Consider the following 23,430-nt stretch of genomic DNA (forward strand, 5'->3'; position numbering starts at 1 on the left):
CGGTCGGCGGAAAGATTAATAATCTTTCAAAAAACCCCACAGAAATTCATATCTGTGGGGTTTTTGCTATGCAGACAGTGCGTTAAAGGTTACGCAGCTGCGACAGTATAGTTATATGTTAATATAATTCCATAATCATTTTGAATGTTATGATATGCTTTTAAAATAATCTTCAAGTCTTGTAAATGTCTTAATAAGTACGGCGGCTTCATCTTCGCTTAAATCGTCAGTTATATGTTTAATCATATCCCGATGAAATCTCATATGGTGAGTGTATGCCGCATTACCCTTTGGTGTGAGGGAAGCATATACGACACGGCGGTCTTCTTCACTTCTTGTCCTTATTACATATCCCTTTTTAACAAGTCCGTTAATGCCGACTGTAAGAGTTCCCATAGTCACGCCTAAGGCCTTGGATATTGTTCCCATAGTGCGTGGCTCTTTAATTCCGATAGCTTCAATTATGTGCATATCAGTAACTGTGATGTCAGAAAATTCATCTGTAATTAAAGCCTTTTCTTCAATGTTCATTATATCATTGAATAAAGTTACTAAAATAGAGTTCAATGATTCGTAAATGTCCATAGGTATTACTTTCCTCGCTTCAAAATATTTTTAATTATACAATGAAATGGTGTGTTAATGCAACAAAATACTGCGGTATTTATGAGTTAATGCGTTAAATACAATTTGCAATTTTATAGGATAAGTAGTATCATTAAATGGAGTATTATTTTGACAATATAGAGCAATAAAAGTACAGATTATTGCCATAAAATATTACTTAATATCAGGTTTAAAGTTTAATGATAGATGGAGGCACGTATGAAGTTCATAGCAATTGGCGAATTGATGTTAAGATTGTCACCACCTAACTATGAGAAGATAGTTACAACCCACAATTTCATAGTTAACTATGGTGGAGCAGAAGCCAACGTAGCAGTTTCACTCGCTAACCTTGGTGTAGATTCAACATTTTTTACAGTATTACCTAACACAGACCTTGGTAAGTCTTGTATCAACTACCTTAAGGCTAATGATGTACACACTAAGCACATTATCAAGTCTGACGGAAGAATGGGACTTTATTACCTTGAAGAAGGTGTTTCAGTAAGACCTTCACAGGTAATATATGATAGAGGAAGCTCAGCATTTGCTGAATATGATTATAAGGATGTAGATTTTGAGAACATCTTAAAGGATTATGACTGGTTACATTTAAGTGGCATCACACCAGCTCTTTCATATAACTGCCGTCGTCTTATAGATAAGGCTATCAAGGCAGCTAAGAAGCTTGGACTTACGGTAAGCTTTGATCCTAATTTCAGAAGTACATTATGGTCTTTTGAAACAGCAAGGGATGTACTCAGCAGATATCTTCCATATGTAGATGTACTTATAGGTATTGAGCCTATCCATGTATACAATGCAGATGGTACAGATGTTAAGGACGGCCTTACTATGGATCCATCATTTGAGGATATGGACAGAGTATTCAAGGCTATTGATGAGCAGTACCATATGAAAGCAATTGCAAGAACAGTACGTTATGTTCATTCAGGAAGTAATAACTCTCTTAAGGCTTTCTACTATGCTGACGGAAAGACTTACGAAAGCAAGACACTCAATTTTGAGATTGTTGACCGTGTTGGTGGTGGAGATGCATTCTCTTCTGGTCTTATCTATGCTCTTATGCAGAATGACTGGAAGCACGAAGATATCGTCAATTTCGCAGTAGCTTCTTCAGTAATGAAGCACGCTATCCGCGGCGATACTAACATCACAAGCGTTGACCAGATTAAGCGACTTATGAATAATGCTTCATTTGATGTGCAGAGATAATAAGCGTAGGTCATACAGAAGGAAGGTCTAAGGAAAATCAGTACTTGAATAATGATTTTCCCTAGACCTTCTTCATATGAGATTAATAACAGATAGATTATGGTTAATATACCGGAGGATATATGAAAAAAATAAAAGAACTTATGCCGGAGGCATATGATTTTAATGGAAAGCTTTCATTAAAACAGGCGATACCACTTGGACTTCAGCACGTTATGGCGATGTTTGTAGGAAATCTTACACCGTTGCTTATTATTACAGGAGCCTGTGGTATTGGAGCAGGAAGTGAGTATGCATCTATTCAGGTTGCACTTTTACAGAATGCTATGATTATAGCTGGTATTGTAACACTTATACAGTTGTTTTCAATTGGACCTGTTGGAGGCAAGGTGCCTATTATTATGGGTACAAGCTCTGGATTTATCGGAGTATTCAGCAGTATAACAAAGGTTATGGGAGGCGGAGTATTAGCCTATGGTGCAATTATGGGAGCATCCATTATAGGTGGTCTTTTTGAAACTGTGCTTGGTGCATTTATTAAGCCTTTAAGAAGATTTTTCCCATCAGTTGTAACAGGAACTGTTGTGCTTTCTATTGGACTGTCACTTATTTCTGTTGGTATCAATTCATTCGGTGGTGGAAACGGGGCTAAAGACTTTGGCTCATTAGAGAATCTGTTTCTGGCGTTTGTTGTGCTTATTGTTATATTATTCGTTAAGCACTGGACAAAGGGATATCTTAGTTCATCATCTATACTGATTGGAATTATAGTTGGTTATATTGTAGCAGCTATTATGGGCTGTGTGCTTCCACATACAGCAGTTAATGCTGAGGGAGTTGAATATACTAAGTCATGGGTACTTAACTGGAATAAGGTTGCAGAAGCTAAGTGGATTGCGATTCCTAAGTTCATGCCAGTTAAGCCAGTGTTTGACTTAAGAGCAATACTTCCTGTGCTTGTTATGTTTGTTGTAACAGCAGTAGAAACTGTTGGAGATATATCAGGTGTTATGGTCGGTGGAGTAGGAAGAGAAGCGACAGATAAAGAACTTTCAGGCGGAGTTATGTGTGATGGTTTAGGTTCATCGCTTGCAGCACTTTTCGGTGTGCTTCCTAATACATCATTCAGCCAGAATGTTGGCCTTGTTGCAATGACTAAGGTTGTTAACAGAATTGCACTTGCATCTGGTGCTGTATTCCTTATATTATGTGGTCTTATTCCTAAGCTTGGAGCATTAATATCAATCATGCCACAGTCAGTACTTGGTGGTGCGGCAGTTATGATGTTCTCATCAATTATTGTAAGTGGTATCCAGCTTATCACTAAGGAGCCGCTTGATGCAAGAAGGCTTTCTATTGTATCGGTTGCACTTGGTGTAGGCTATGGTATGGGTGTAAGCCCTGCAATCCTTGCACATACACCACAGGCAGTACAGCTTATGTTTGGTGAGTCTGGTATTGTTCCAGCAGCATTTGTAGCAATATTACTTAACATAATTCTTCCTAAGGATAAAGCTGAGGAAACGGTTAAAGAAGTTGTTTCAGAAGAAGCAGCAACAATAAAGGAAAAGGCTGTAACTAAATAAGGTACAGCAATTAGCGAAGATACCGGGAAAGACGAATAAGGCCATCAGGAGTATCAATATCATATAATTCATATTCATCCTGTGCAGGAACTAAAACAACCTGTGCAGGATATTTTTTTGCAATAAAACCGCCACCCTTGCCTTGTGGAAGATTCATCAGTTCATCATAATATCTGGCTGGGAATATTACAGGAGAACCAGGAGTTCCATTAAAAGCAAGACGGCATATCTTACTATTATTATTGAAATAATTATTATTGGCATTGCTGGATTTATCTGTGCTGTTACAAACAAAATAACTGCTGTTGTAGTAAATAAATAAAAGGCACAGCAGCTGAAGGCTTGTCTTAGTGATAAGCGGCTGGTCTGATGGAAGAAATAATATCCCTTGGGTGCAGCAGCTTTTGTGTCTGTTAGTTTCCTTTAGAATACGTGAAACACCAAGACGTACCATATCATTTCTGTAAGGCATATTGTGTTTTATGCAATGTATATGTTCCTGTTCACATATCTGTACAAGCTCATCATGCCGGGTTACAGCAAGAGTTTCACAAAAGTCTACGAAACGGCTTATATTTATCGCATTTTCAAAGAGAGTGTTGTTGTTGAAGGAGGCTAAAAGCTTGTTGGTACCGAATCTTTTTGACATACCGGATGCCATAATAATGCACGAAATAGAGCTGAAGGTGTTATCAATATCGATTAAAAGTACATCAGATCTGCTTTTAATACTATCAAGAAATTCCGTGGATTGTTTTCTGATGACAGCTAATACGCGTGAGTTATCAAGAAGATTTTTAATGTTCTCCTGAAAAGGGATACAGGAGCTTTCCAGATAACCAAGCTCGTCAATAACAAATACACTATCAGCAGAGGTCATAAGATGCTTCTTAATGGCAGGGCAGGCGCAGTTAATAAAGCCATCCTCTACGGAGGTCATGTTGTTGCCTTTTTTAGGGGAAACAGGAGTGAGTGTACGTGGTCTGCCAATCACATATTCTTTTCCATCATCTATAAGATTAGATTTAATAACAACTTCTGGTGTGTCTGTTCTGCGGCTTAGCAGATAATTGAAAAAATCAGACATATCCATAGTTTCTTCAATCTGGTTTAAAATGCTGTTTAACAGATATGATTTACCACTTCCCCGCTCTCCCGTAATAAACAAGTGCTTTTTATGGGACATTTTAAAAAAAGTAATTACAGCCAGAGCGTCTAAATAACAATTATCCATAGATTAAGTCACCTCATTTCAGTAAATGCTTTTATAACGTAGGCGTGTCTAGTGTAAATAGACATATATACGCAGTATAGGTATAGGCTATAATGCCACAACTACGCGGTGGGTTTTATGGTTAATGTCAGTACATTCAATGACATTAATATTATCATATATAAGAGACATCTTTTCATTAATAATATCAAGAGAGTCTGTATGTGTATTAATGGTGCTAAGGATTGTCCCAGACTTCATAAGAAGTATATTATCGCAGTATTCTAAAGCAAGCTCAGGGCTGTGAATACACATTAGGGCGCATCTGCCATCGGATACAATACTTCTTATGTGCTGCATAAGAAGATGACGGTTAGAAAAATCAAGTGCACTATCCGGTTCATCGAGAAGAAGCAGTGGGGAAGCCTCTATTATGGTGCGTGCCAGAATACATAACTGCTTCTGCCCTTCGCTTAAAGCTAAGAAGTCTGATTCGTATAAACCCTTAAGTCCAACCATATCAATAGCTTTATCCACACGCCTGAGCATATCTGTGGTGTAGCCTCCAAGTATGTGCATATGAGGATTGAAGCCAAGCAGACATACATCCCTGACGGTCATGCTTATAGTAAGATTGTTTCTTTGGGGAATGTAGCTTATGAGCTGTGCCTTTTTTTTAACAGAGAGGTTTTCAAGTAAGTGTTCATTAAGCTGACATTTTCCGTTGTGTTTTATAAGTCCCATGATGGCCTTAATAAGAGAGGTTTTACCACAGCCGTTATTGCCAATAACAGCATTAAGCTGTCCAGGCATAAGGTCAAAGCTTACGTTATCAACCGCACAGGTGCTGCCGTAATATACTGATATTCCGTCTGCGGAAAATGTATTATTGAATAAATCGGACATCATAACGCCTCCTTTTTATTAGCTCTGATAAGCAGAATGATAAGCAGTGGAGCACCAAGAAGTGAGGTAAATATACTGACTGGCAGCTCTGATGGGGATACACTTCTTGCCAGTATATCAGCAAGTGTCAGTAAAATAGCTCCTGTGAAGCCACTTGTTATGTATGTAAATATGTCATTACGCTTTGTAAGAAGTCTGGCAATATGAGGTGCGATAAGTCCGATAAAGCTTATAAGCCCCGTAACACATATTATTGATGATACTACTAATGTAGCAAGCATTAATATGATAAAACGCAGACTTGTTACATGTACACCTAGTGATACAGCTTCCTCTTCACTTGTAGAGAGAATGAGAATCTGTCTGTATAACAAAGCCATTATAATAAAGCCGGTAAGTGTCGTGAGAAATGGAATAGCAAGGCTGTCTCTTGAAATACCATTAAGGCTTCCCATAATCCAGTATTCGATTGAAGCAAGTTGTTTTTCAGGATCTGCAGCAAGCTTTAGAAACATAAGTATAGTCTGTGCCACAGAATGAATAGCTATACCGGCAAGCACGATAGTATAACTGTTTCTGCCAGGGACAAGATAAGCCGTAAGCAGAGTTATTATGAGTGCTGTAACAGCTCCGATAAAAGCAGATATGGAGATGACTGGAACAGAAGCAGAAACTGCGACTATTGCAAGAGCAGCACCGGCACTTGCACCGGAGGAAACGCCAACGATATCGGGAGATGCCAGAGGGTTTTTAAATATAAGCTGATATATATAACCTGATATTGAAAGCCCAAAACCACCTATAACACCCATAAGGGCGCGGGGAAGCCTGAGCCTTTTAAAGACCATAATAGACATAGTATCACCAGACAGTAAGCTCTTTAATGTGAGTGGATACTGTCCGGTAATGACAGACCATACAAGTACTACTATAAGAAGCAGTACCTGTATGACTGATAAAAGTATAATTTTGTTCCGGTAATTAGAAGTATTTTTGAACATAAATCATCCTTATTTAGCAGGTGTGAATCCATAAAAGCTTTCATAGAATTTAGTTACACATTCTTCATAGAAATCCTTAGTAACCTTTTCTGGATGAAGAACAGAGGCAATATATATGCTTCCTAAGAAGCTTGCTGGTACAGGTGAATCCCAGGCTTCTATATCACCAGGAAGCTTTACAACCTTTTTATTCTTAACAGCATTGCAGTTTGCAAGATTAGCATCATTTAAAACGTCATCTATTGAGTAGGTTGCATCAGCAGCTATTATAATATAATCAGGGTTCCAGGCAAGAAGCTGTTCATATGAAACATTTGCCCAGTAAGTATCTGTGAGCTCAGAGGCTGCATTCTTTCCGCCTGCATTGGTAAGTAATGTGTTCTGATACATCTTGCTTCCTGCTGTTGAAAGAACAGAGCTGTTACCTGCAAGATATACTAAAGGAGTGTTCTCACCTGCAAGCTTAGCTTTATTATCAGCTAAAAATGTATCGATAGAATTGTTAAGTGCATCAGAGCGTCCGATTGTGTTAGTTATTTTACCAACAAGTGTTATACATTCCTTAAGGAGCGTTGCATCCTCAGGATTAACAACAACAGCCTTGATACCAAGACCTTCAAGTGTATCTGCAGCTTTTTTTAACTTCATAGGAAGGAATACAACATCAGGTGCTGCTGCAACACAGGCTTCTGTGTTGAATTCCTTAGCTGTTCCCATATTAGGGAGACTTACGATGGATGGAGCTGCAAGCTTATAGATGTTTCGTGTATTAGCCTTAGCTTCGATTCCCACAAGCTTATCCTTTAATCCAAGTGCAAGGAGAAGACTTGTAGAGATATAGTAAGATGAAGCAATCTTTTCAGGTGCTTTTTCAAAAGTTACTGTTCGTCCTGCCTGGTCGGTAACAGTAAGAGGGTAGCTTGTGCTTACCTCGTTGAATTGTGACATGACATCAAAGGCTGATGTTGAAGCAGCCTGTGTAGTACTGTCGTTTGCAGCAGAACTGCCACATGCTACAGTTGATATAAGCATGAGCACTGCAAGGACTAAAGCAGTTAATCTTTTAAAATTCTTCATATTTATCCTCATTTCTACTTTATTTTTACACATTTTTTATGTTGGCCAGAATATATCTGACAGCAACAGTTAAAAGAAGTGCGCGAATGAATTTTATCAGATTGACAAGGCTTTTACAAGTCAGTATAGTTATATTATGATGATACCAGGGGCAAAAGGTCTAAACCCACATGAGCTTGCTCATAGGTGGGTGAAAGACTTTGGGACCCGCCCCGATATGAGCATAAAAGTGGGATGGTAATCCCACGATATGCGAATATTGGGGAGAATTGTGGGAGTGCGTAGCACGGAACAATTCGTAGGTATCAAAGTCGGGGGCTTTTGACCCCGACATCATTATGATGTAATTAAGAAGCGGTCAGAAAAGAGGTTAAATGTTGTTTGAGCTGCACAGCAGGACTTTTATTTCTGGCATAAGTATGATCAAAATGAGGAGTTTTTATGCTTAATATACAGAATTATAAGAGAGTAGAAAGTATTGAAGAGGCCTACGAGCTTAACCAGAAGAAGGCTAACAGAATTGTCGGCGGCATGATGTGGATGCGTATGGGTGATAACAGAATCAATACCGCGATTGACATGTCAGGACTGGGACTTGATAAGATTGAAGAGGCAGATGAAGAATTTAAGATTGGATGCATGACATCACTAAGACAGTTGGAAAACCATAAGGGGTTTAATGAGTATACGAATGGCTGCGCTAAGGAAGCACTAAGGCATATTGTTGGCGTGCAGTTTAGAAATCTTGCAACAGTTGGTGGAAGCATATATGGAAGATATGGATTTTCTGATGTTCTTACATTATTAATTGGACTTGATTCATACGTTGAATTATATAAGGGTGGAATAGTTTCCCTAAAGGAGTATGCGGCAAAAAGCTATGACAGGGATATTATTGTAAGCATTATAGTTAAGAAAAAGCCAGTCAAGATGTTTTATGAGGCAGTAAGAATAACAGAAACAGACCTTCCGGTTCTTACCTGTGCTGGCGTGGGCTTTAGCGGTTCGGGTGAATATAATATATGCATAGGTGCAAGACCGGGAAGAGCTGTTGTTGTAGAAGATAAGGAAGGTATTCTTAAGGGCGTAGTAAATGATGAGACTATAGAGAGCTTCGCCAGATATGTAAGGGAAAATGTTTCTACAGAGAGTAATATGCGTGGAAGTGCTGAATACAGAAGCCATCTGGCACAAGAGCTTACCAAGAGAGCATTAAGGGCTGTAAATTATTAATAATTAGTTATTGATTATTAATAGCTGATGTATTATTTATATATAAATGTTAATATATAGATTTGTTTATATATCGATTTATTAGTGTATGGATTGGAGAATATATGTTAGTAGATATTAAGTTAAATGGAAAGTCGGTCAAAGCAGATGTGGCCTGCGATATGACTCTTTATGATTTCGTGAGGGAGCATGGCTGTTATAGTGTAAAATGTGGCTGTGAGACTTCTAACTGCGGACTGTGTACGGTATTTCTTAACGATAAACCAGTGCTTTCATGTTCGGTTCTTGCTGTAAGAGCAGATAAATGCAGCGTTACAACGCTTGAAGGTTTACAGGAGGAGGCCGCAGAATTCGTTACATTTATAGCTGACCAGGGGGCAGAGCAGTGTGGCTTCTGTAATCCGGGCTTTGTTATGAATGCTATTGCACTCTTTAGGGAGAATCCTTATCCTGATGAAGATGAGATAAAGGAGTTTCTTTCAGGAAATCTGTGCAGATGTTCAGGGTATGAAGGCCAGTTAAGAGGAATTCTGGATTACCTCAGGGTAAAAAAGGCTAAGGAAGCCAGTGTGGAAAATAAAGAAAATATAGCAGAGGAGGTGAAGTAATGAAGTCGGTTAATAAAGCGGTAAGAAAAAAGGATGCAATGGAGCTGCTTCTTGGAAAGCCAGTATATACAGATGATATTGCACCAAAGGATTGTCTTGTTGTAAAGCTTCTGCGTTCACCATATGCCAACGCATATGTTAAGAGCATTAATACAGATATTGCAATGAAGGTACCCGGAATAGAGGCAATATATACATATAAGGATGTTGACCAGAATATGAAGCGTTTTACCTGTGCCGGTCAGACGTATCCTGAGCCAAGTCCTTATGACAGGCTTATTCTTGATAAACATGTAAGATTCATAGGTGATCCGGTTGCGATTGTTGCGGGAGTGGATGAGCGCTGTGTTGATAAGGCAATGAAGCTTATTAAGGCAGAGTATGAGGTACTTGAGCCAGTGCTTGACTTTACAAAGGCAAAGGATAATGAGATACTTGTTCATCCGGAGGATAACTGGGAAGCAATGTGTCCTGTCGGAGCTGATAATAAAAGAAATCTATGTGCACATGATGAGTGCAGTAATGGTGATATAGATAAGGTGCTTGAGAGTTGTGATGTTGTAATTGACAGGACATATCACACAAAGGCGTGCCAGCAGAGCATGATGGAGACCTTCAGGACATTCTGTACAATCGATACCTATGGAAGACTTCATGTTGTAAGTTCTACACAGATAGTATTTCACTGCAGAAGAATCATATCACACGCACTTGGAATATCTCCATCAAAGATACGTGTTACAAAGCCTAGAATAGGTGGTGGTTTTGGCGCAAAGCAGACCTCAGTTTCAGAAATATATCCGGCATTTGTCACATGGAAGACTAAGAAGCCAGCTATGATTATATTCTCAAGGGAAGAGTCATTATCAGCTTCATCTCCAAGACATGAGATGCAGATGCATGTAAGGCTCGGTGCAACTAAGGATGGTATCGTAAAAGGAATAGATTTATATACTCTGTCTAACACAGGAGCTTATGGGGAGCATGGACCAACGACAGTAGGTCTTTCAGGACACAAGTCAATACCGTTATATGGAAAGGCGGAGGCATTCCGCTTTGTAAGTGATGTTGTATACACGAATGTTATGTCAGCAGGGGCATACAGAGGCTATGGTGCCACACAGGGACTTTTTGCGGTTGAATCTGCTGTAAATGAGCTTGCTGATAAGCTGCATATGGATCCTTTTGAAATAAGATTTAAAAACATAGTTAAGGAGGGCGATGTAATGCCTGCTTACTATGGTCAGGTCAATACAAGCTGTGCACTTGACAGATGCTTAGAAAAGGTTAAAGAGATGATTAAATGGGATGAGAAGTATCCTATGAGAAAGATATCTGATACGAAGGCACGTTTTGTCGGAATGGGCATGGCTATGCAGGGCTCTGGTATATCAGGTGTGGATGTGGGAAGTGCCACACTTAAGCTTAATGATGAGGGCGTGTATACAATGAATATCGGTGCTGCTGATATGGGAACAGGCTGTGATACAATACTTGCACAGATTGCTGCGGAGGTGCTTGAGTGCAGTACTGATGACATAAGTGTATTCGGTGCTGATACTGATATATCACCTTATGATTCAGGCTCATATGCATCAAGTACAACATATGTTACTGGAAAGGCAGTTGAGAACTGTGCCTTAGAGCTAAGAAGCAGAATCGAAAAGCTTGGAGCTAAGCTTATAGGCTGTGATAAGAGTGAGGTTACATTTGACGGAAGCTGTGTAATATGTGAGGCAGGAGAGCACAATGGTGCATCAGTAAGTCTTTGCGATATCGCAACAGCTTCAATGTGCGGCAATGATATGGCACTTTCTGTTACTAATACACATACATCACCTATTTCACCACCACCATTTATGGTAGGTGCAGCTGAGGTTGAAGTTGACCTTGTTACAGGCGAAAGCAGGGTTGTAGAATATGATGCATGCGTTGACTGTGGAACACCGGTTAATCCTAATCTTGCAAGGGTTCAGGCAGAAGGCGGAATACTTCAGGGAATTGGTATGGCAATGTCTGAAAATATCACATATTCTGATAAGGGAAAGCTTTATGAGAACTCATTCCTGCAATATAAGATACCATCAAGAATGGATATTGGACATATTAATGTTGAGTTTGAAAGCAGCTTTGAGAATGCGGGACCATTTGGTGCTAAGTCAATAGGAGAGGTTGTAATAAATACACCACTTCCGGCTGTGACAGATGCACTAAGCCACGCAGCAGGAAAGCGGTTCTATGAGCTGCCTATAACACCGGAGCAGATTGCGATGGCGAGAGAAGAGAATAATTAGGATTATAATACAGATAAGATAAGATGGCACGATTTATTTCTGGATAAAGGGAATAGTCGTGCTGTTTTTTTGTTTATAAATAAAGTAAAATCTTGAAGAAACGGACAAATTGTTCGAAAATTGTTTTGAAGAAACGGTCAAAATAAACAAAAATAATCTTGAAGAAACGGACAAAATGAGCAAAAATAGTTTTGAAGAAAAGGACAAAATGAGAGATAAGGGGCAGGAAAGCACGGATTAATAAAACTGTTTTATTTAATGCCATTTCTCATAAAGTAGATGACTATTTTACATTATAAAATACAGGAGTAAAAATTATGCCTAATATATTAATTGTAGAAGATGATATAAATATTAATAACCTTCTTTGTGAGGTGCTTATGAAGGCTGGTTATACGTGTGAACAGGCATTTTCAGGAACAGAAGCAAAGCTGCTTCTTAATATAAAAGAAAAGGCTTATACGCTTGTACTGCTTGACTTAATGCTGCCTGGTGCAAGTGGTGAAGAGGTTTTAAAAGAAATAAGAAAACATGGAAGGCTTCCGGTGATTGTGCTGACTGCAAAGGATAGTATAGATGATAAAATCGGAGTGCTGACGGACGGAGCAGATGATTATATAACAAAGCCCTTTGAGATTAGAGAGGTACTGGCACGTATTCAGGTGCAGCTTCGTCATATAGAGGTGGAAACAAAAGGTGAAGCAGAGGCGGAAACGAAGGTAGAAGCAGAGGCAGAAACAGAAGTAAAAACAAAGGCTGGTATACAAAAAGGACAAGGCAGCGGAAGGCTTGAGTTCAGAGATATGGTGCTTACACGCTCTACCTTTGAGGTAAGTATCGGTGGCAGGGTGCTTCCTAAGATTACAAAACAGGAATTCGCAATACTGGAATTATTGCTTAAAAACCCGAAGCAGGTGTTTAGCAAGGAGGATATATTCGAATATGCGTGGGATGAGCCATATATGGGTGAAACAAAGACTCTTGATGTGCATATAAGCAATATCAGGAAGAAAATAAAGACCGTTACATCTGATGAATATATAGAAACAATCTGGGGGATTGGATATCGCCTGCATGAATAATTTACTCTTTTTTTACTATTTATTTGCGATTGATTAGGATTTATTTTTTATGATAAGAGCAATTAGGAAAAGGAGGAAAAAGCTTTGAGCGAATTATTATTGCAGACAAGGAATCTGACTAAGCAGTATGGCAGACACAGGGCAGTTGATGATGTAAATATGCACATTAAAAAGGGTGCGATATATGGCTTTATTGGAAGAAACGGAGCCGGTAAAACGACCTGTCTTAAGATGATTAGCGGACTGTCAACACCGTCTTATGGCGAAATAGAAATGTTTGGGTATAAAGGAAAGGACTTACAAAAGGTACGTTCAAGAGTAGGGTGTCTTATAGAAGCTCCCGGACTTTATGGCAATATGTCGGCATATGACAATCTGAACATTAAATGTAAGCTTACAGGGATTAAGAAAAAAGGATATATAGAAGAACTGTTAAAAACAGTGGGTCTTGATACTGTTGGAGAAAAGAAAACAAAGCATTATTCGCTTGGAATGAAGCAGCGCTTAGGAATTGCTCTTGCACTTGTAGGTGAGCCTGACCTGCTTATTCTTGATGAGCCGATTAACGGACTTGATCCACAGGGAATTGTGGAGGTGCGTGAAACCATCCAGAAGCTTGCAAAGGAGCGTGGCATGACAATATGTATTTCAAGTCATATTCTGGAGGAATTATCAAAGATTGCTACAGATTATGGCATTATTCATAATGGATGCCTTGTGCAGGAGCTTACAAGAGAAGAACTTATGAAAAAATGCAGTGAGCGCATAGAGCTTACGCTTGATAATCCTAAGCAGGCTGTTCCTGTGCTTGATGATATGGGCTTTAGCAGCTATCAGGTTATAGATAAAGAACATATTCATATATTTGAAAGACTGGGAGAAAGTGCCAGCCTGAATATGGAGCTTGCAAAGGCAGGGATTCCAGTTAAGGGAATATCTATTACAAGTGAAGAGCTTGAGAATTATTTCTTAAGGCTTACAGGGGGTGACAATCGTGCTTAATATGATAAAGATGGATGTATACAGAATGTTTCGTACAAAGAGTATGTATGTAATATGGATTATATTGCTGGCATCAGCACTGCTTACCTCATTTCTTTCAAAAATAGATTATGATGCAGTTAATAAAGAGTGGGAGAGGCAGCAGGCAGTGGAAAGTCAGGCAGATACTGATGGTCAGACAGTTGATGTGGTAAATGCACAAGACATAGAGGAACAACAGGCAGATAACAGCAACAAGGAACAGCTTTCGCAGCAGAATACAGATAATGTCAATATTGGTATGAGTGTGGAATTACCTACGGAGCCAGGGAAGAAGGTTACGGTAATGGATGTTTTCTTTTCTAATGCACAGGGAAAGTTTTATGCACTTTTTCTTGTAATATTTGCGGTTATGTTTGCAACAGCAGATATTAAGAGCGGTTATATTAAGAATATTGGTGGACAGGTTTCACAAAGGGGGATGCTTATTGTTTCAAGGGCAGTTGCGCTTGCTTTATTTACAGCAATTACATTTGCAGGGATATTTGTATTCCAGGCAGCAGCGAATATGCTTGCGTTTAAATGTGTGGTGTGGGGTAACTGGAAAGAGATTATACCTTATTTCTTAACAGAACTTATGCTTCATTATGCGTTTGTGTTAATATGTATGGCGATAGCAGTTATAATTAAGAATAATGTTATAAGCATGACCTTATCGGTATGTCTTACCATGAATATAATGAGCATTGTGTATGCCCTTATAGATTATGTGGGCAATAGAGTGGGACTTCATAACTTCAATATATATAAGTATACAGTAACTGGAAGGATGGCAATGCTTCCTATGAATGCAGGCAGGGACGATGTTATTAGTTCAATGTGTGTGGCAGCCACATTTATTGTTATAATGCTGTCATTAAGCAGTTATATTTTTCAGAAAAGGGATATTTAGAGAATGAGGATTATTATTGGAATATTAGCAGTAATAATTATTATACAGGCATTTATTATGTGGAAATACCAGCGGCAGATTAAGGACATCTGCCGCCAGTTGTCGTTTCTTATGGAACACGATAGTAACAAGCTGATTCAACGCGAAATAGATATGGGGGGAATAGGTGAGCTTTCAGATAAATTGAATGAACTGCTTGACCTGCGTAAAAAAGAAAGAAACGAGTACAGAAAAAAAGAAGAGCTGATTGCAGATACATATACTAATCTTTCACACGATATAAGGACACCGCTTACATCGCTGGATGGGTATTTCCAGCTTATAGAGGAATGTGACAATATAGATGACCAGAGGAGATATCTTGATATAATCAGAGAAAGGCTTAACAGCCTCAATGAAATGCTGGAGGAACTTTTTACATTCACTAAGCTGAAAAATGATTCGTATAAGCTGGAGCTTACGGATTGTTGTATGAACAGAATATTAAAAGAAACTGTCTTTTCTTATTATGATGAATGGAAGAAGCAGGGCATCTGCCCGGATATTAGTATTACTGAGGAAATGCTGTATATATCAGGTAATAAGCAGGGCTTAAGGAGAGTTATACAGAATGTCATAAAAAATGGTCTTGATCATGGGGAAAAGAATATAAGTATCAAGCTTACCCGTGAGGATAATCACGCCTTGCTTAAAATCAGCAATTATACAGAACATCCTGAAAATATTGACTTAAGCCATGTGTTTGAGCGTTTTTATAAAGCGGATGTTGCAAGAGGCAGAGCCTCAACCGGACTGGGTTTATCTATTGCAAAAGAGCTTGTGGAGCGTATGAATGGAGATATAAGTGCAAGAATACAGGGAAATGATTTTATTATTGAGATAAAAGTTCCGCTTGTGGTATAACGAACACAATAGTGCTCATCTTAAAAGTTCCTTACGGAACTTTGTATGTGCGCTGAAAAGCTGTGCAAATATTGTGGTATAATATGCATGAAAAAATAATAAAAATATTATACTACGCATTGATAAAAAAATAACAAAGTGATATAAATGTAAAAGAAACAGGGGCTGTTACGGAGAAATTATATATAGAATATGCTGATTCGTTTAATGAATGGGGAATATTACAGATTCAATAATAAAGGGAGACATGCGTATGAAAAATATAAAAGAAATAGGGGATTTTTTTATAAATCTGAATGAATATGTATATGCAACAGATATAGAAACCAATGAGATTGTATATATGAATCATAAAGCATTGAAAGCGTATGGCTTAGAATCAATAGAGGATATAAAAGGCCGGAAGTGTTATGAGGTATTACAAAAAGCTTCTGTTAAATGTGGTATGTGCAATAACAGCAGACTTTTACCAGGAGCCTTTGAGGAATGGCGTTATTATAATCCTGTATTAGATAAATATATGATAATAAAGGATACACTGATAGAGGGTGAAGGAAACAGAAAGTACAGGCTGGAAATAGGCATAGATATAAGTGAGGAGCTTGCACAGGATAAGCTTATCCAGAAGTATAGAGAAACTGAGGCTCTTGTCAATGAGGGCTTAAGAGTGGCACTTGCAGCAGATACACCTGATGAAACGATAAGCACACTTCTTGGGTATATAGGTAAAGCACTTAGTGGAGAAAGAACCTATATATTTGAAAAGAATATATATGGAAGAGATGATAATACATATGAGTGGACGGCAGAGGGAATAAGTCCGAAGAAGGATAATCTTCAGAATCTGCCGCCAGAGGTATGTGCTAACTGGTATAAGTGTTTTGAAAAAGGCGGAAACATCGTAATTCAGGATATTGAAGAAATAAAGGATAGTGATCCCCTGCAATATGATAATTTAAAAAGACAAGGTGTTCATTCAATAATTGCAATTCCTATATATAACGAAGGAAATGTTGTTGCATTTATGGGAATAGGCAATCCGCCACTGCTTACACTTAAATATGCCTTAAGTATACTTGAGATTATGGGAGCTTTTATTATATCGTGTATAAAGCGCAGGAATACGATAAGAAAGCTTGAGAATATGAGCTATAAGGATGCCCTGACTAATATAGGAAACCGCTTTGCAATGAGTGCATGTGTAGATAATATAGATAAAAAACAAAGTATAGGCGTTGTATATTGTGATGTTACAGGACTTAAGTATGTGAATGATACGATGGGACACGAGGCTGGTGACAGACTTATTCTAAATGCATGTGCATGTCTTACGGATGTGTTTGGAGAAGATAGGGTGTTCCGTATAGGTGGTGATGAATTCCTTGTAATCTGTACACAGATAGACGAGAATACATTAATAAAGCGTATAACAGAGTTAAAAGAACTAATGAAAGAGCGTTCTGTGAATATGGCAGCCGGTGTTATCTGGAGGGAGAACGTAATAACAGGCTTTAGCGAAATATTACGTGAGTCTGAGGAGCTGATGTATGCTGATAAAGCACAATATTATAAAGAAAAAGGTGTTGAACGCAGAAAAGGACGGGCATAGCAGGGCTAAAGCAATACATATAACACAATAACAGGAAATTTTGTGATAAATTATAATAAATAATACAGCTTAATTATTGACATTTTAAGATCAATTATATACAATCACATTATCTGCGATGACGAAGACAGTAGATTATGAAAGAAAGCGATAGCGAGCCGGGATGGTGGAAGCCGGTGTGAGTAGAGCATAGTTGAATATCACTTCCAAGCATCCTTGCAGAACTTTGTAGTATGATATTATTGGTAACATTAAGGATAGTATTATATTACGAAAAGTAAGTAAGGACGGTAATCCTACCGTTACAAGGGACGCATATGATGGTATGTCGTAATTGATATAGGTTAAGTTGATTCAGCCCCTGTCGTATTACGGCAGGGGCTTTTTTGCATATGTAACGACATTTGTTACAGCACCAATAAAGCAAGCTGACATCGTTACGATTAAGTAAATGATTTGAAAGGAGTAACACAATGGTATACGAGAAAGTTTCATCAGATATGAATTTCGTAGACAGAGAAAAACAGGTCGAAAAGTTCTGGAAGGATAATGATATATTCCAGAAGAGTATTGATAACCGCAAGAAGGGGGAGACATATACATTTTATGATGGACCTCCTACAGCTAATGGTAAGCCACATATCGGACATGTTCTTACAAGAGTTATAAAGGATATGATTCCAAGATATAGAACAATGAAGGGTTATATGGTTCCACGTAAGGCCGGATGGGATACACACGGACTTCCAGTTGAGCTTGAGCTTGAGAAGGAATTAGGTCTTGACGGCAAGGAACAGATTGAAGAGTATGGTCTTGAGCCATTCATTAAGAAATGTAAGGAAAGCGTATGGAAATACAAGGGTATGTGGGAGGATTTCTCATCTACAGTTGGTTTCTGGGCTGATATGGATAACCCATATATCACATATGATGATAACTTCATCGAGTCTGAATGGTGGGCTTTAAAGCAGATATGGGATAAGGGTCTTTTATACAAGGGCTTTAAGATTGTTCCTTACTGCCCACGTTGTGGAACACCACTTTCATCACACGAAGTAGCACAGGGCTATAAGGCTGTTAAAGAGCGTTCAGCAGTAGTACGTTTTAAGTGTGTAGGCGAAGATGCATATTTCCTTGCATGGACAACAACACCTTGGACACTTCCATCTAACGTGGCACTCTGCGTGAACCCAGAAGAAACATACGTTAAAGTTAAGGCAGCAGACGGCTATACTTACTATATGGCAGAAGCACTTCTTGATAAGGTACTTGGTGGACTTGCAGTTAAGGCAGGTCAGACAGTAGGCGGAAATGTTATCGAAGAAGGTAAGGAAGCTGGAAGCGGCGCTGGCGTTGACTACGAAGTATTAGAAACTTACAAGGGTAAAGACCTTGAATATAAAGAATATGAGCCATTATATCAGTGTGCGGCAGATGTTGCAGCTAAGCAGCACAAGAAGGGACATTTTGTTACATGTGATGACTATGTAACTATGTCAGATGGTACTGGTATCGTTCATATTGCACCAGCATTTGGTGAAGATGATGCCAAGGTTGGACGTAAGTATGACCTTCCATTCGTACAGTTCGTTGACGGAAAGGGTGAACTTACAAAGGAAACACCATATGCAGGACTTTTCGTTAAGAAAGCAGACCCAGAAGTACTTAAAGACCTTGATAAAGAGGGCAAGTTATTTGATGCTCCTAAGTTCGAGCACGATTACCCATACTGCTGGAGATGTGATACACCACTTATCTACTACGCAAGAGAGTCTTGGTTTATCAAGATGAGTGATCCAGAAGTTAAGGCTAACTTAATAGCTAACAACAAGACAATCAACTGGATTCCGGAAACTATTGGAACTGGACGTTTTGGTGCATGGCTTGAAAATGTTCAGGACTGGGGAATTTCACGTAACAGATACTGGGGTACTCCTCTTAATATCTGGGTATGTGATGATTGTGGAGAAATGTTATCTATCGGAAGCAAGGCAGAATTAAAGGAACATTCTGATAACTGTCCAGATGATATCGAGCTTCACAGACCATATATTGATGCTGTTACTTGTACTTGTCCTAAATGTAAGGGCAAGATGAAGAGAGTTCCAGAAGTTATCGACTGCTGGTTCGACTCAGGTTCAATGCCATTTGCACAGCACCACTATCCATTTGAGAATAAGGAAGTGTTTGAACAACAGTTCCCTGCTAAGTTCATTTCAGAAGCCGTTGACCAGACAAGAGGATGGTTCTACTCACTTCTTGCAATATCAACACTTCTTTTCAATAAAGCACCTTATGAAAATGTTATCGTACTTGGTCACGTTCAGGATGCAGATGGACAGAAGATGAGTAAGTCAAAGGGTAACGCTGTAGATCCATTTGACGCATTACAAAAGCACGGTGCAGATGCTATCCGCTGGTATTTCTACGAGAATTCAGCACCTTGGCTTCCTAACAGATTCCATGACAAGGCTGTTACAGAAGGTCAGAGAAAGTTTATGGGAACTATCTGGAACACATATGCATTCTTTGTACTTTATGCTAACATAGATGATTTTGATGCTACTAAGTACACACTTGAGTATGATAAGCTTCCTGTTATGGATAAATGGATTCTTTCAAAGCTTAATACTCTTGTTAAGACTGTTGATAATAATCTTGCCAACTACAAGATTACAGAAACAGCAAGAGCACTTGAGGACTTTGTAGATGAGCTTTCTAACTGGTATGTAAGAAGATGCCGTGAAAGATTCTGGGCAAAGGGTATGGAGCAGGATAAGATTAATGCTTATATGACTCTTTACACAACACTTGTAACACTTTGCAAGACAGCAGCACCTATGATTCCTTTTATGACAGAAAGCATTTACAGAAACCTTGTATGCAGTATAGACAAGACAGCTCCTATCAGTATCCACCTCTGCGACTTCCCAGAAGTCAAGGAAGAATGGATTGACAAGGAACTTGAAGATAACATGGAAGATGTATTAAATGCTGTTGTTATCGGAAGAGCATGCCGTAACTCAACTAATATCAAGAACAGACAGCCAATCGGCAAGCTGTACATCAAGGCTGACTGGAAGTTAAACGAATACTTTACAGCTATCATAGCAGATGAGCTTAATGTTAAGGAAGTTGAGTATACAGATGATGTAAGAGCATTTACTTCGTACTCATTCAAGCCACAGTTAAAGACACTTGGACCAAAGTATGGCAAGCATCTTAATGCTATAAGAACTGCGCTTTCAACACTTGATGGCAATGCAACTATGGATGAGCTTAATACTAAGGGTTCATTTACAATCAATGCTGATGGTGAAGATATCGTTCTTGAGAAGGATGATGTTCTTATAGAGATGACTCAGAAGGAAGGTTTTGTAGCAAGTTCTGACAAGGGTATTACAGTTGTTATGGATACTAACCTTACACCAGAGCTTATCGAGGAAGGCTTCGTAAGAGAAATCGTAAGCAAGATTCAGACTATGCGTAAGGATGCTGGATTTGAGGTTATGGACAAGATTACTGTATATGTAGATGGTAATGACAAGTTAGCAGACCTTATGAAGAAGAATGAAGAACAGATCAAGAGCGTTGTTCTTGCAAATACTATAGAAACAGGTAAGACAGCAGGCTTCACTAAGGATTGGGATATCAATGGTGAGAAGGTTGTACTTGCAGTTGAGAAGAACTAATATAGAACTTTAATATATCAGGAGAAAATTACAGTTGTGCGAATTTTCTCCTGATTTTTTAATATTTACAGTTTTTGGGTTGACGTATAAATATTTGTGAAAATATATATTGACAAATAAGGTTTAGTGACTTAGACTAAGGCTATAAATATCAGATAAGAGAGGTGCAGATTAATATGCAGCCAGTAATATATGAAAGTGAGTATAACTTCTGTAAGATATTGTGGGAGAATGAACCGGTTAAGAGCACAGAGCTGGTGAGATTATGCAGGGAAAAGCTTGACTGGAAGAAGTCAACCACATATACAGTTATAAAAAGACTGAGTGACCGCGGAATAATAAAGTCCGAGAATGCAATAGTCACATCTATAATTAAGAAAGAAGATGCACAGTCAATAGAGAGCGTGAATACCATAGATTCAAGATTTGACGGTTCGCTGCCGGAATTTGTGGCGGCTTTTGTTCGTGCAAGGGGGATAACGGACGAGGAAAGACAGGAGATAGTAAGGCAATTTGGGTTAGATAAATAACACAATGGGGATTGTGTAAAGTGGAAGGCTTAGGGCAATCCGTATACATCAGTGAGTGGGGGTATACATATGATGGGGTTAAAGTTATATACAGACATTTTGGAGAATAATATCAGAGTAATGGCAGCTATATTAATATGCCTGCTGATATGCGGATTAATGCGTATAAAGTCAGCGAAGCTTAAGCTGCTGTTAATGTCTTTAGTGTGGGTCAGAATTCTGATACCACTGTCAATCAGGTTCAATATAAAAAGAGTATCAACAGACATATTGTCAGAAGTGAGTTACACAGACAGTGTGACGGGAATAACAATAAATATGTATGAAATATTAGCGGTCATATGGCTGCTTGGAATTGTTGTGATATTTCTACATAATATGTTAGCTGATATGAAATTCAGGAACGGATTATCTACAAGTATTCCACAGGAGATACTAGCTGGCGGTAAAAGAGTGAAAGTATACAGAAGTGATTATATATCTTCTGGATTGGTATATGATGTTGTCAGACCTAAGGTTTATATATCATATGCAGTCAATGATGAAGACGTACCATATCTTTATGAGCACGAGTATACGCACATACGCCACAGACATCATATTATCAAGATAATAACAGGCATAGCAGCGGTTATATATTGGTACAATCCGCTGGTATGGATGTTTTATAAGTATTATGCAGAATATATAGAGTTAAGCTGTGATTATGACTGCTGTAACAGACATAGGGACGATGAGGACTGGAGTAAGAAATATGCCAATATATTGTTAAATAGTGCTTATAAAGGCAATGTGACAAAAGTAAGGGTGCTGGGATTTAATAATGATTACAGAATTACGATTAATAGAATAGGTAATATAATGAAGCCTCAAAGTGCCAGTACCAGCAAGGTGGCAGTATCATTACTGATATTGACGGTTGTTATGGCTGCATTATTCATAAAGCCTACGGTGCAGTATGTAGAAGCCGGCGGTAATGAAGTTAATAGAAGTACAGATGTTATTGAAAAGATAGAGCATACAGATGAGAGCGTACAGATAGAAGATGAAGAACAGGCAGAAGATGAGGTAATTAAGACAGAGCAGAAGGAAGTCGATGGGAAAGTATTAGGAACGGGTGGACAATATGTCCAGTCATATCAGGAGTTTGACCCAGCTAATGCAAGAGATAGCGGGGTTACGATATGGATTGTTTTTCCAAGTGAATAACATTTAGATAGGTAATTTAAGGTGAATAGGAGTCTAGAGAGGAGTTAAGTATGAAAAAAAGAGTACAATTTTTATTAGGGTTAGTTTTATTTATAATAATTTCGGTTAATTCTATGATTTGTAATGTAAAAGCAGGAGAAAGTGAATTTATGAATTCATATATTGAAGAGATTGATTTGGATAGGAGACTGTATGAGGATAATGTTACTTATCATATAGAGTTAATAGATAATACAGGAGAAGTATGTGCTTATGTAAAAGTTATTATTTCATATGAATATGCTGATGGAGTTTGGGTAAGTATGGACTGGATATATTTAAATGTGGAATGTTGTGACGGTTATTCAGCTGTAATAGATGAGAATGCTCAAATATATCAAGATTACGGAGTAAGATATTGCACGATAAGCAACTCTGACGGCTTAAATATAAAATATAAGATAAAAGCGTACGCAGATTGTTATGGTGAAACAAGTGTAGATTATGAAATAATAGATAGATATTATGATTAATGACATAATGGGAATGAACATTGTGGTAGCTAATATGTAATAAATAAAAGTAAAATTAATTGACAGAATAGGTCTAATGAGTTAGACTTGTGGTATAAATACTTTGTGCATTAATTATAAAGAACCAAGAGCTCAGTTCTTAATATTTAGTATTAGTGCAACAAAGAGTTAAATTTAATTAAGAAGGGAGGAGGTATAGA

General features: G+C 38.3%; 19 protein-coding genes. 14 read left to right on the forward strand and 5 right to left on the reverse strand.

From position 1 onward, the window contains the following. Window positions 1-147: 147 nt before the first annotated feature. Window positions 148-585 carry a MarR family winged helix-turn-helix transcriptional regulator gene (locus BM157_RS09900; protein WP_055176747.1) on the reverse strand — a complete coding sequence of 146 codons (438 nt, stop codon included), beginning with the start codon at window positions 583-585 and terminating at the stop codon, window positions 148-150. A gap of 240 nt (window positions 586-825) precedes the next feature. On the opposite strand from BM157_RS09900, the gene BM157_RS09905 reads away from it, so the two are divergent. Both BM157_RS09905 and BM157_RS09910 read left to right on the forward strand, forming a co-directional pair. Beyond that, a complete protein-coding gene (locus BM157_RS09905) occupies window positions 826-1,842 on the forward strand; it encodes a sugar kinase (protein ID WP_242854162.1) in 1,017 nt (338 codons plus the stop codon). A gap of 122 nt (window positions 1,843-1,964) precedes the next feature. After that, window positions 1,965-3,428 carry a uracil-xanthine permease family protein gene (locus BM157_RS09910; protein WP_082421648.1) on the forward strand — a complete coding sequence of 488 codons (1,464 nt, stop codon included), beginning with the start codon at window positions 1,965-1,967 and terminating at the stop codon, window positions 3,426-3,428. Between the two features lie 10 nt (window positions 3,429-3,438). Here the strand turns inward: BM157_RS09910 and BM157_RS09915 are convergent, their stop codons facing one another. The 4 genes from BM157_RS09915 to BM157_RS09930 all read right to left on the reverse strand — a co-directional run bounded on the left by BM157_RS09915 (window position 3,439) and on the right by BM157_RS09930 (window position 7,625). Further along, window positions 3,439-4,662, reverse strand: coding sequence for an NTP transferase domain-containing protein (locus tag BM157_RS09915; protein WP_090140932.1), 1,224 nt, complete (start codon window positions 4,660-4,662; stop codon window positions 3,439-3,441). Window positions 4,663-4,749: 87 nt separating this feature from the next. Beyond that, entirely contained in the window at window positions 4,750-5,547 is a 798-nt protein-coding gene (locus BM157_RS09920; protein WP_055176756.1) for an ABC transporter ATP-binding protein, read from the reverse strand. Beyond that, entirely contained in the window at window positions 5,547-6,548 is a 1,002-nt protein-coding gene (locus BM157_RS09925; protein ID WP_090140934.1) for a FecCD family ABC transporter permease, read from the reverse strand. Before BM157_RS09925 ends, BM157_RS09920 begins: the two co-directional genes overlap by 1 nt. A gap of 9 nt (window positions 6,549-6,557) precedes the next feature. Next, window positions 6,558-7,625 carry an ABC transporter substrate-binding protein gene (locus BM157_RS09930; RefSeq protein WP_090140936.1) on the reverse strand — a complete coding sequence of 356 codons (1,068 nt, stop codon included), beginning with the start codon at window positions 7,623-7,625 and terminating at the stop codon, window positions 6,558-6,560. A 441-nt stretch (window positions 7,626-8,066) separates the two neighbouring features. On the opposite strand from BM157_RS09930, the gene BM157_RS09935 reads away from it, so the two are divergent. The 12 genes from BM157_RS09935 to BM157_RS09990 all read left to right on the forward strand — a co-directional run bounded on the left by BM157_RS09935 (window position 8,067) and on the right by BM157_RS09990 (window position 23,230). After that, window positions 8,067-8,858 carry an FAD binding domain-containing protein gene (locus BM157_RS09935; RefSeq protein ID WP_055306930.1) on the forward strand — a complete coding sequence of 264 codons (792 nt, stop codon included), beginning with the start codon at window positions 8,067-8,069 and terminating at the stop codon, window positions 8,856-8,858. A gap of 104 nt (window positions 8,859-8,962) precedes the next feature. Further along, window positions 8,963-9,466: a (2Fe-2S)-binding protein gene (locus tag BM157_RS09940; protein ID WP_055306929.1), complete on the forward strand. Its 504-nt coding sequence runs from the start codon at window positions 8,963-8,965 to the stop codon at window positions 9,464-9,466. Further along, the gene (locus BM157_RS09945) at window positions 9,466-11,760 is read left to right on the forward strand and encodes a xanthine dehydrogenase family protein molybdopterin-binding subunit (RefSeq protein WP_090140938.1); all 2,295 of its coding nucleotides are present in this window, start codon (window positions 9,466-9,468) and stop codon (window positions 11,758-11,760) included. The genes BM157_RS09940 and BM157_RS09945 overlap by 1 nt, the downstream gene beginning before the upstream one ends. A gap of 317 nt (window positions 11,761-12,077) precedes the next feature. Beyond that, window positions 12,078-12,842, forward strand: coding sequence for a response regulator transcription factor (locus tag BM157_RS09950; RefSeq protein WP_055306925.1), 765 nt, complete (start codon window positions 12,078-12,080; stop codon window positions 12,840-12,842). Window positions 12,843-12,926: 84 nt separating this feature from the next. Continuing rightward, a complete protein-coding gene (locus BM157_RS09955) occupies window positions 12,927-13,844 on the forward strand; it encodes an ABC transporter ATP-binding protein (RefSeq protein WP_055176780.1) in 918 nt (305 codons plus the stop codon). Between the two features lies 1 nt (window position 13,845). Continuing rightward, the gene (locus tag BM157_RS09960; protein ID WP_242858660.1) at window positions 13,846-14,775 is read left to right on the forward strand and encodes an ABC transporter permease; all 930 of its coding nucleotides are present in this window, start codon (window positions 13,846-13,848) and stop codon (window positions 14,773-14,775) included. Between the two features lie 3 nt (window positions 14,776-14,778). Then, window positions 14,779-15,678, forward strand: a complete 900-nt coding sequence (locus tag BM157_RS09965) for a sensor histidine kinase (RefSeq protein WP_090140940.1) — start codon at window positions 14,779-14,781, stop codon at window positions 15,676-15,678. Between the two features lie 253 nt (window positions 15,679-15,931). Beyond that, a complete protein-coding gene (locus tag BM157_RS09970; protein ID WP_090140974.1) occupies window positions 15,932-17,287 on the forward strand; it encodes a sensor domain-containing diguanylate cyclase in 1,356 nt (451 codons plus the stop codon). Between the two features lie 473 nt (window positions 17,288-17,760). Continuing rightward, on the forward strand, window positions 17,761-20,979 hold the full coding sequence (gene ileS / locus BM157_RS09975; protein ID WP_090140941.1) for an isoleucine--tRNA ligase: 3,219 nt from the start codon (window positions 17,761-17,763) through the stop codon (window positions 20,977-20,979). A 176-nt stretch (window positions 20,980-21,155) separates the two neighbouring features. After that, window positions 21,156-21,509 (forward strand): BlaI/MecI/CopY family transcriptional regulator, encoded by a 354-nt coding sequence (locus BM157_RS09980; protein ID WP_022501265.1) that lies wholly within the window; start codon window positions 21,156-21,158, stop codon window positions 21,507-21,509. A gap of 72 nt (window positions 21,510-21,581) precedes the next feature. Further along, window positions 21,582-22,718 carry a M56 family metallopeptidase gene (locus tag BM157_RS09985; protein ID WP_318255911.1) on the forward strand — a complete coding sequence of 379 codons (1,137 nt, stop codon included), beginning with the start codon at window positions 21,582-21,584 and terminating at the stop codon, window positions 22,716-22,718. A 50-nt stretch (window positions 22,719-22,768) separates the two neighbouring features. After that, a complete protein-coding gene (locus BM157_RS09990) occupies window positions 22,769-23,230 on the forward strand; it encodes a hypothetical protein (protein WP_090140945.1) in 462 nt (153 codons plus the stop codon). Window positions 23,231-23,430 lie beyond the last annotated feature (200 nt).

The organism is [Lactobacillus] rogosae (assembly GCA_900112995.1).
Lineage (GTDB): Bacteria > Bacillota > Clostridia > Lachnospirales > Lachnospiraceae > Lachnospira > Lachnospira rogosae.

Excerpts from the sequence above, each read along its gene's own strand:
- BM157_RS09935 (WP_055306930.1), top strand. The coding sequence starts at position 8,067 with ATGCTTAATATACAGAATTATAAGAGAGTAGAAAGTATTGAAGAGGCC.
- BM157_RS09980 (WP_022501265.1), top strand. The coding sequence starts at position 21,156 with ATGCAGCCAGTAATATATGAAAGTGAGTATAACTTCTGTAAGATATTG.
- BM157_RS09925 (WP_090140934.1), bottom strand. The coding sequence starts at position 6,548 with ATGTTCAAAAATACTTCTAATTACCGGAACAAAATTATACTTTTATCA.
- BM157_RS09960 (WP_242858660.1), top strand. The coding sequence starts at position 13,846 with ATGATAAAGATGGATGTATACAGAATGTTTCGTACAAAGAGTATGTAT.
- BM157_RS09985 (WP_318255911.1), top strand. The coding sequence starts at position 21,582 with ATGGGGTTAAAGTTATATACAGACATTTTGGAGAATAATATCAGAGTA.
- BM157_RS09910 (WP_082421648.1), top strand. The coding sequence starts at position 1,965 with ATGAAAAAAATAAAAGAACTTATGCCGGAGGCATATGATTTTAATGGA.
- BM157_RS09970 (WP_090140974.1), top strand. The coding sequence starts at position 15,932 with ATGAAAAATATAAAAGAAATAGGGGATTTTTTTATAAATCTGAATGAA.
- BM157_RS09965 (WP_090140940.1), top strand. The coding sequence starts at position 14,779 with ATGAGGATTATTATTGGAATATTAGCAGTAATAATTATTATACAGGCA.
- BM157_RS09900 (WP_055176747.1), bottom strand. The coding sequence starts at position 585 with ATGGACATTTACGAATCATTGAACTCTATTTTAGTAACTTTATTCAAT.
- BM157_RS09920 (WP_055176756.1), bottom strand. The coding sequence starts at position 5,547 with ATGTCCGATTTATTCAATAATACATTTTCCGCAGACGGAATATCAGTA.
- BM157_RS09930 (WP_090140936.1), bottom strand. The coding sequence starts at position 7,625 with ATGAAGAATTTTAAAAGATTAACTGCTTTAGTCCTTGCAGTGCTCATG.
- BM157_RS09950 (WP_055306925.1), top strand. The coding sequence starts at position 12,078 with ATGCCTAATATATTAATTGTAGAAGATGATATAAATATTAATAACCTT.
- BM157_RS09915 (WP_090140932.1), bottom strand. The coding sequence starts at position 4,662 with ATGGATAATTGTTATTTAGACGCTCTGGCTGTAATTACTTTTTTTAAA.
- ileS (WP_090140941.1), top strand. The coding sequence starts at position 17,761 with ATGGTATACGAGAAAGTTTCATCAGATATGAATTTCGTAGACAGAGAA.
- BM157_RS09905 (WP_242854162.1), top strand. The coding sequence starts at position 826 with ATGAAGTTCATAGCAATTGGCGAATTGATGTTAAGATTGTCACCACCT.
- BM157_RS09940 (WP_055306929.1), top strand. The coding sequence starts at position 8,963 with ATGTTAGTAGATATTAAGTTAAATGGAAAGTCGGTCAAAGCAGATGTG.
- BM157_RS09990 (WP_090140945.1), top strand. The coding sequence starts at position 22,769 with ATGAAAAAAAGAGTACAATTTTTATTAGGGTTAGTTTTATTTATAATA.
- BM157_RS09945 (WP_090140938.1), top strand. The coding sequence starts at position 9,466 with ATGAAGTCGGTTAATAAAGCGGTAAGAAAAAAGGATGCAATGGAGCTG.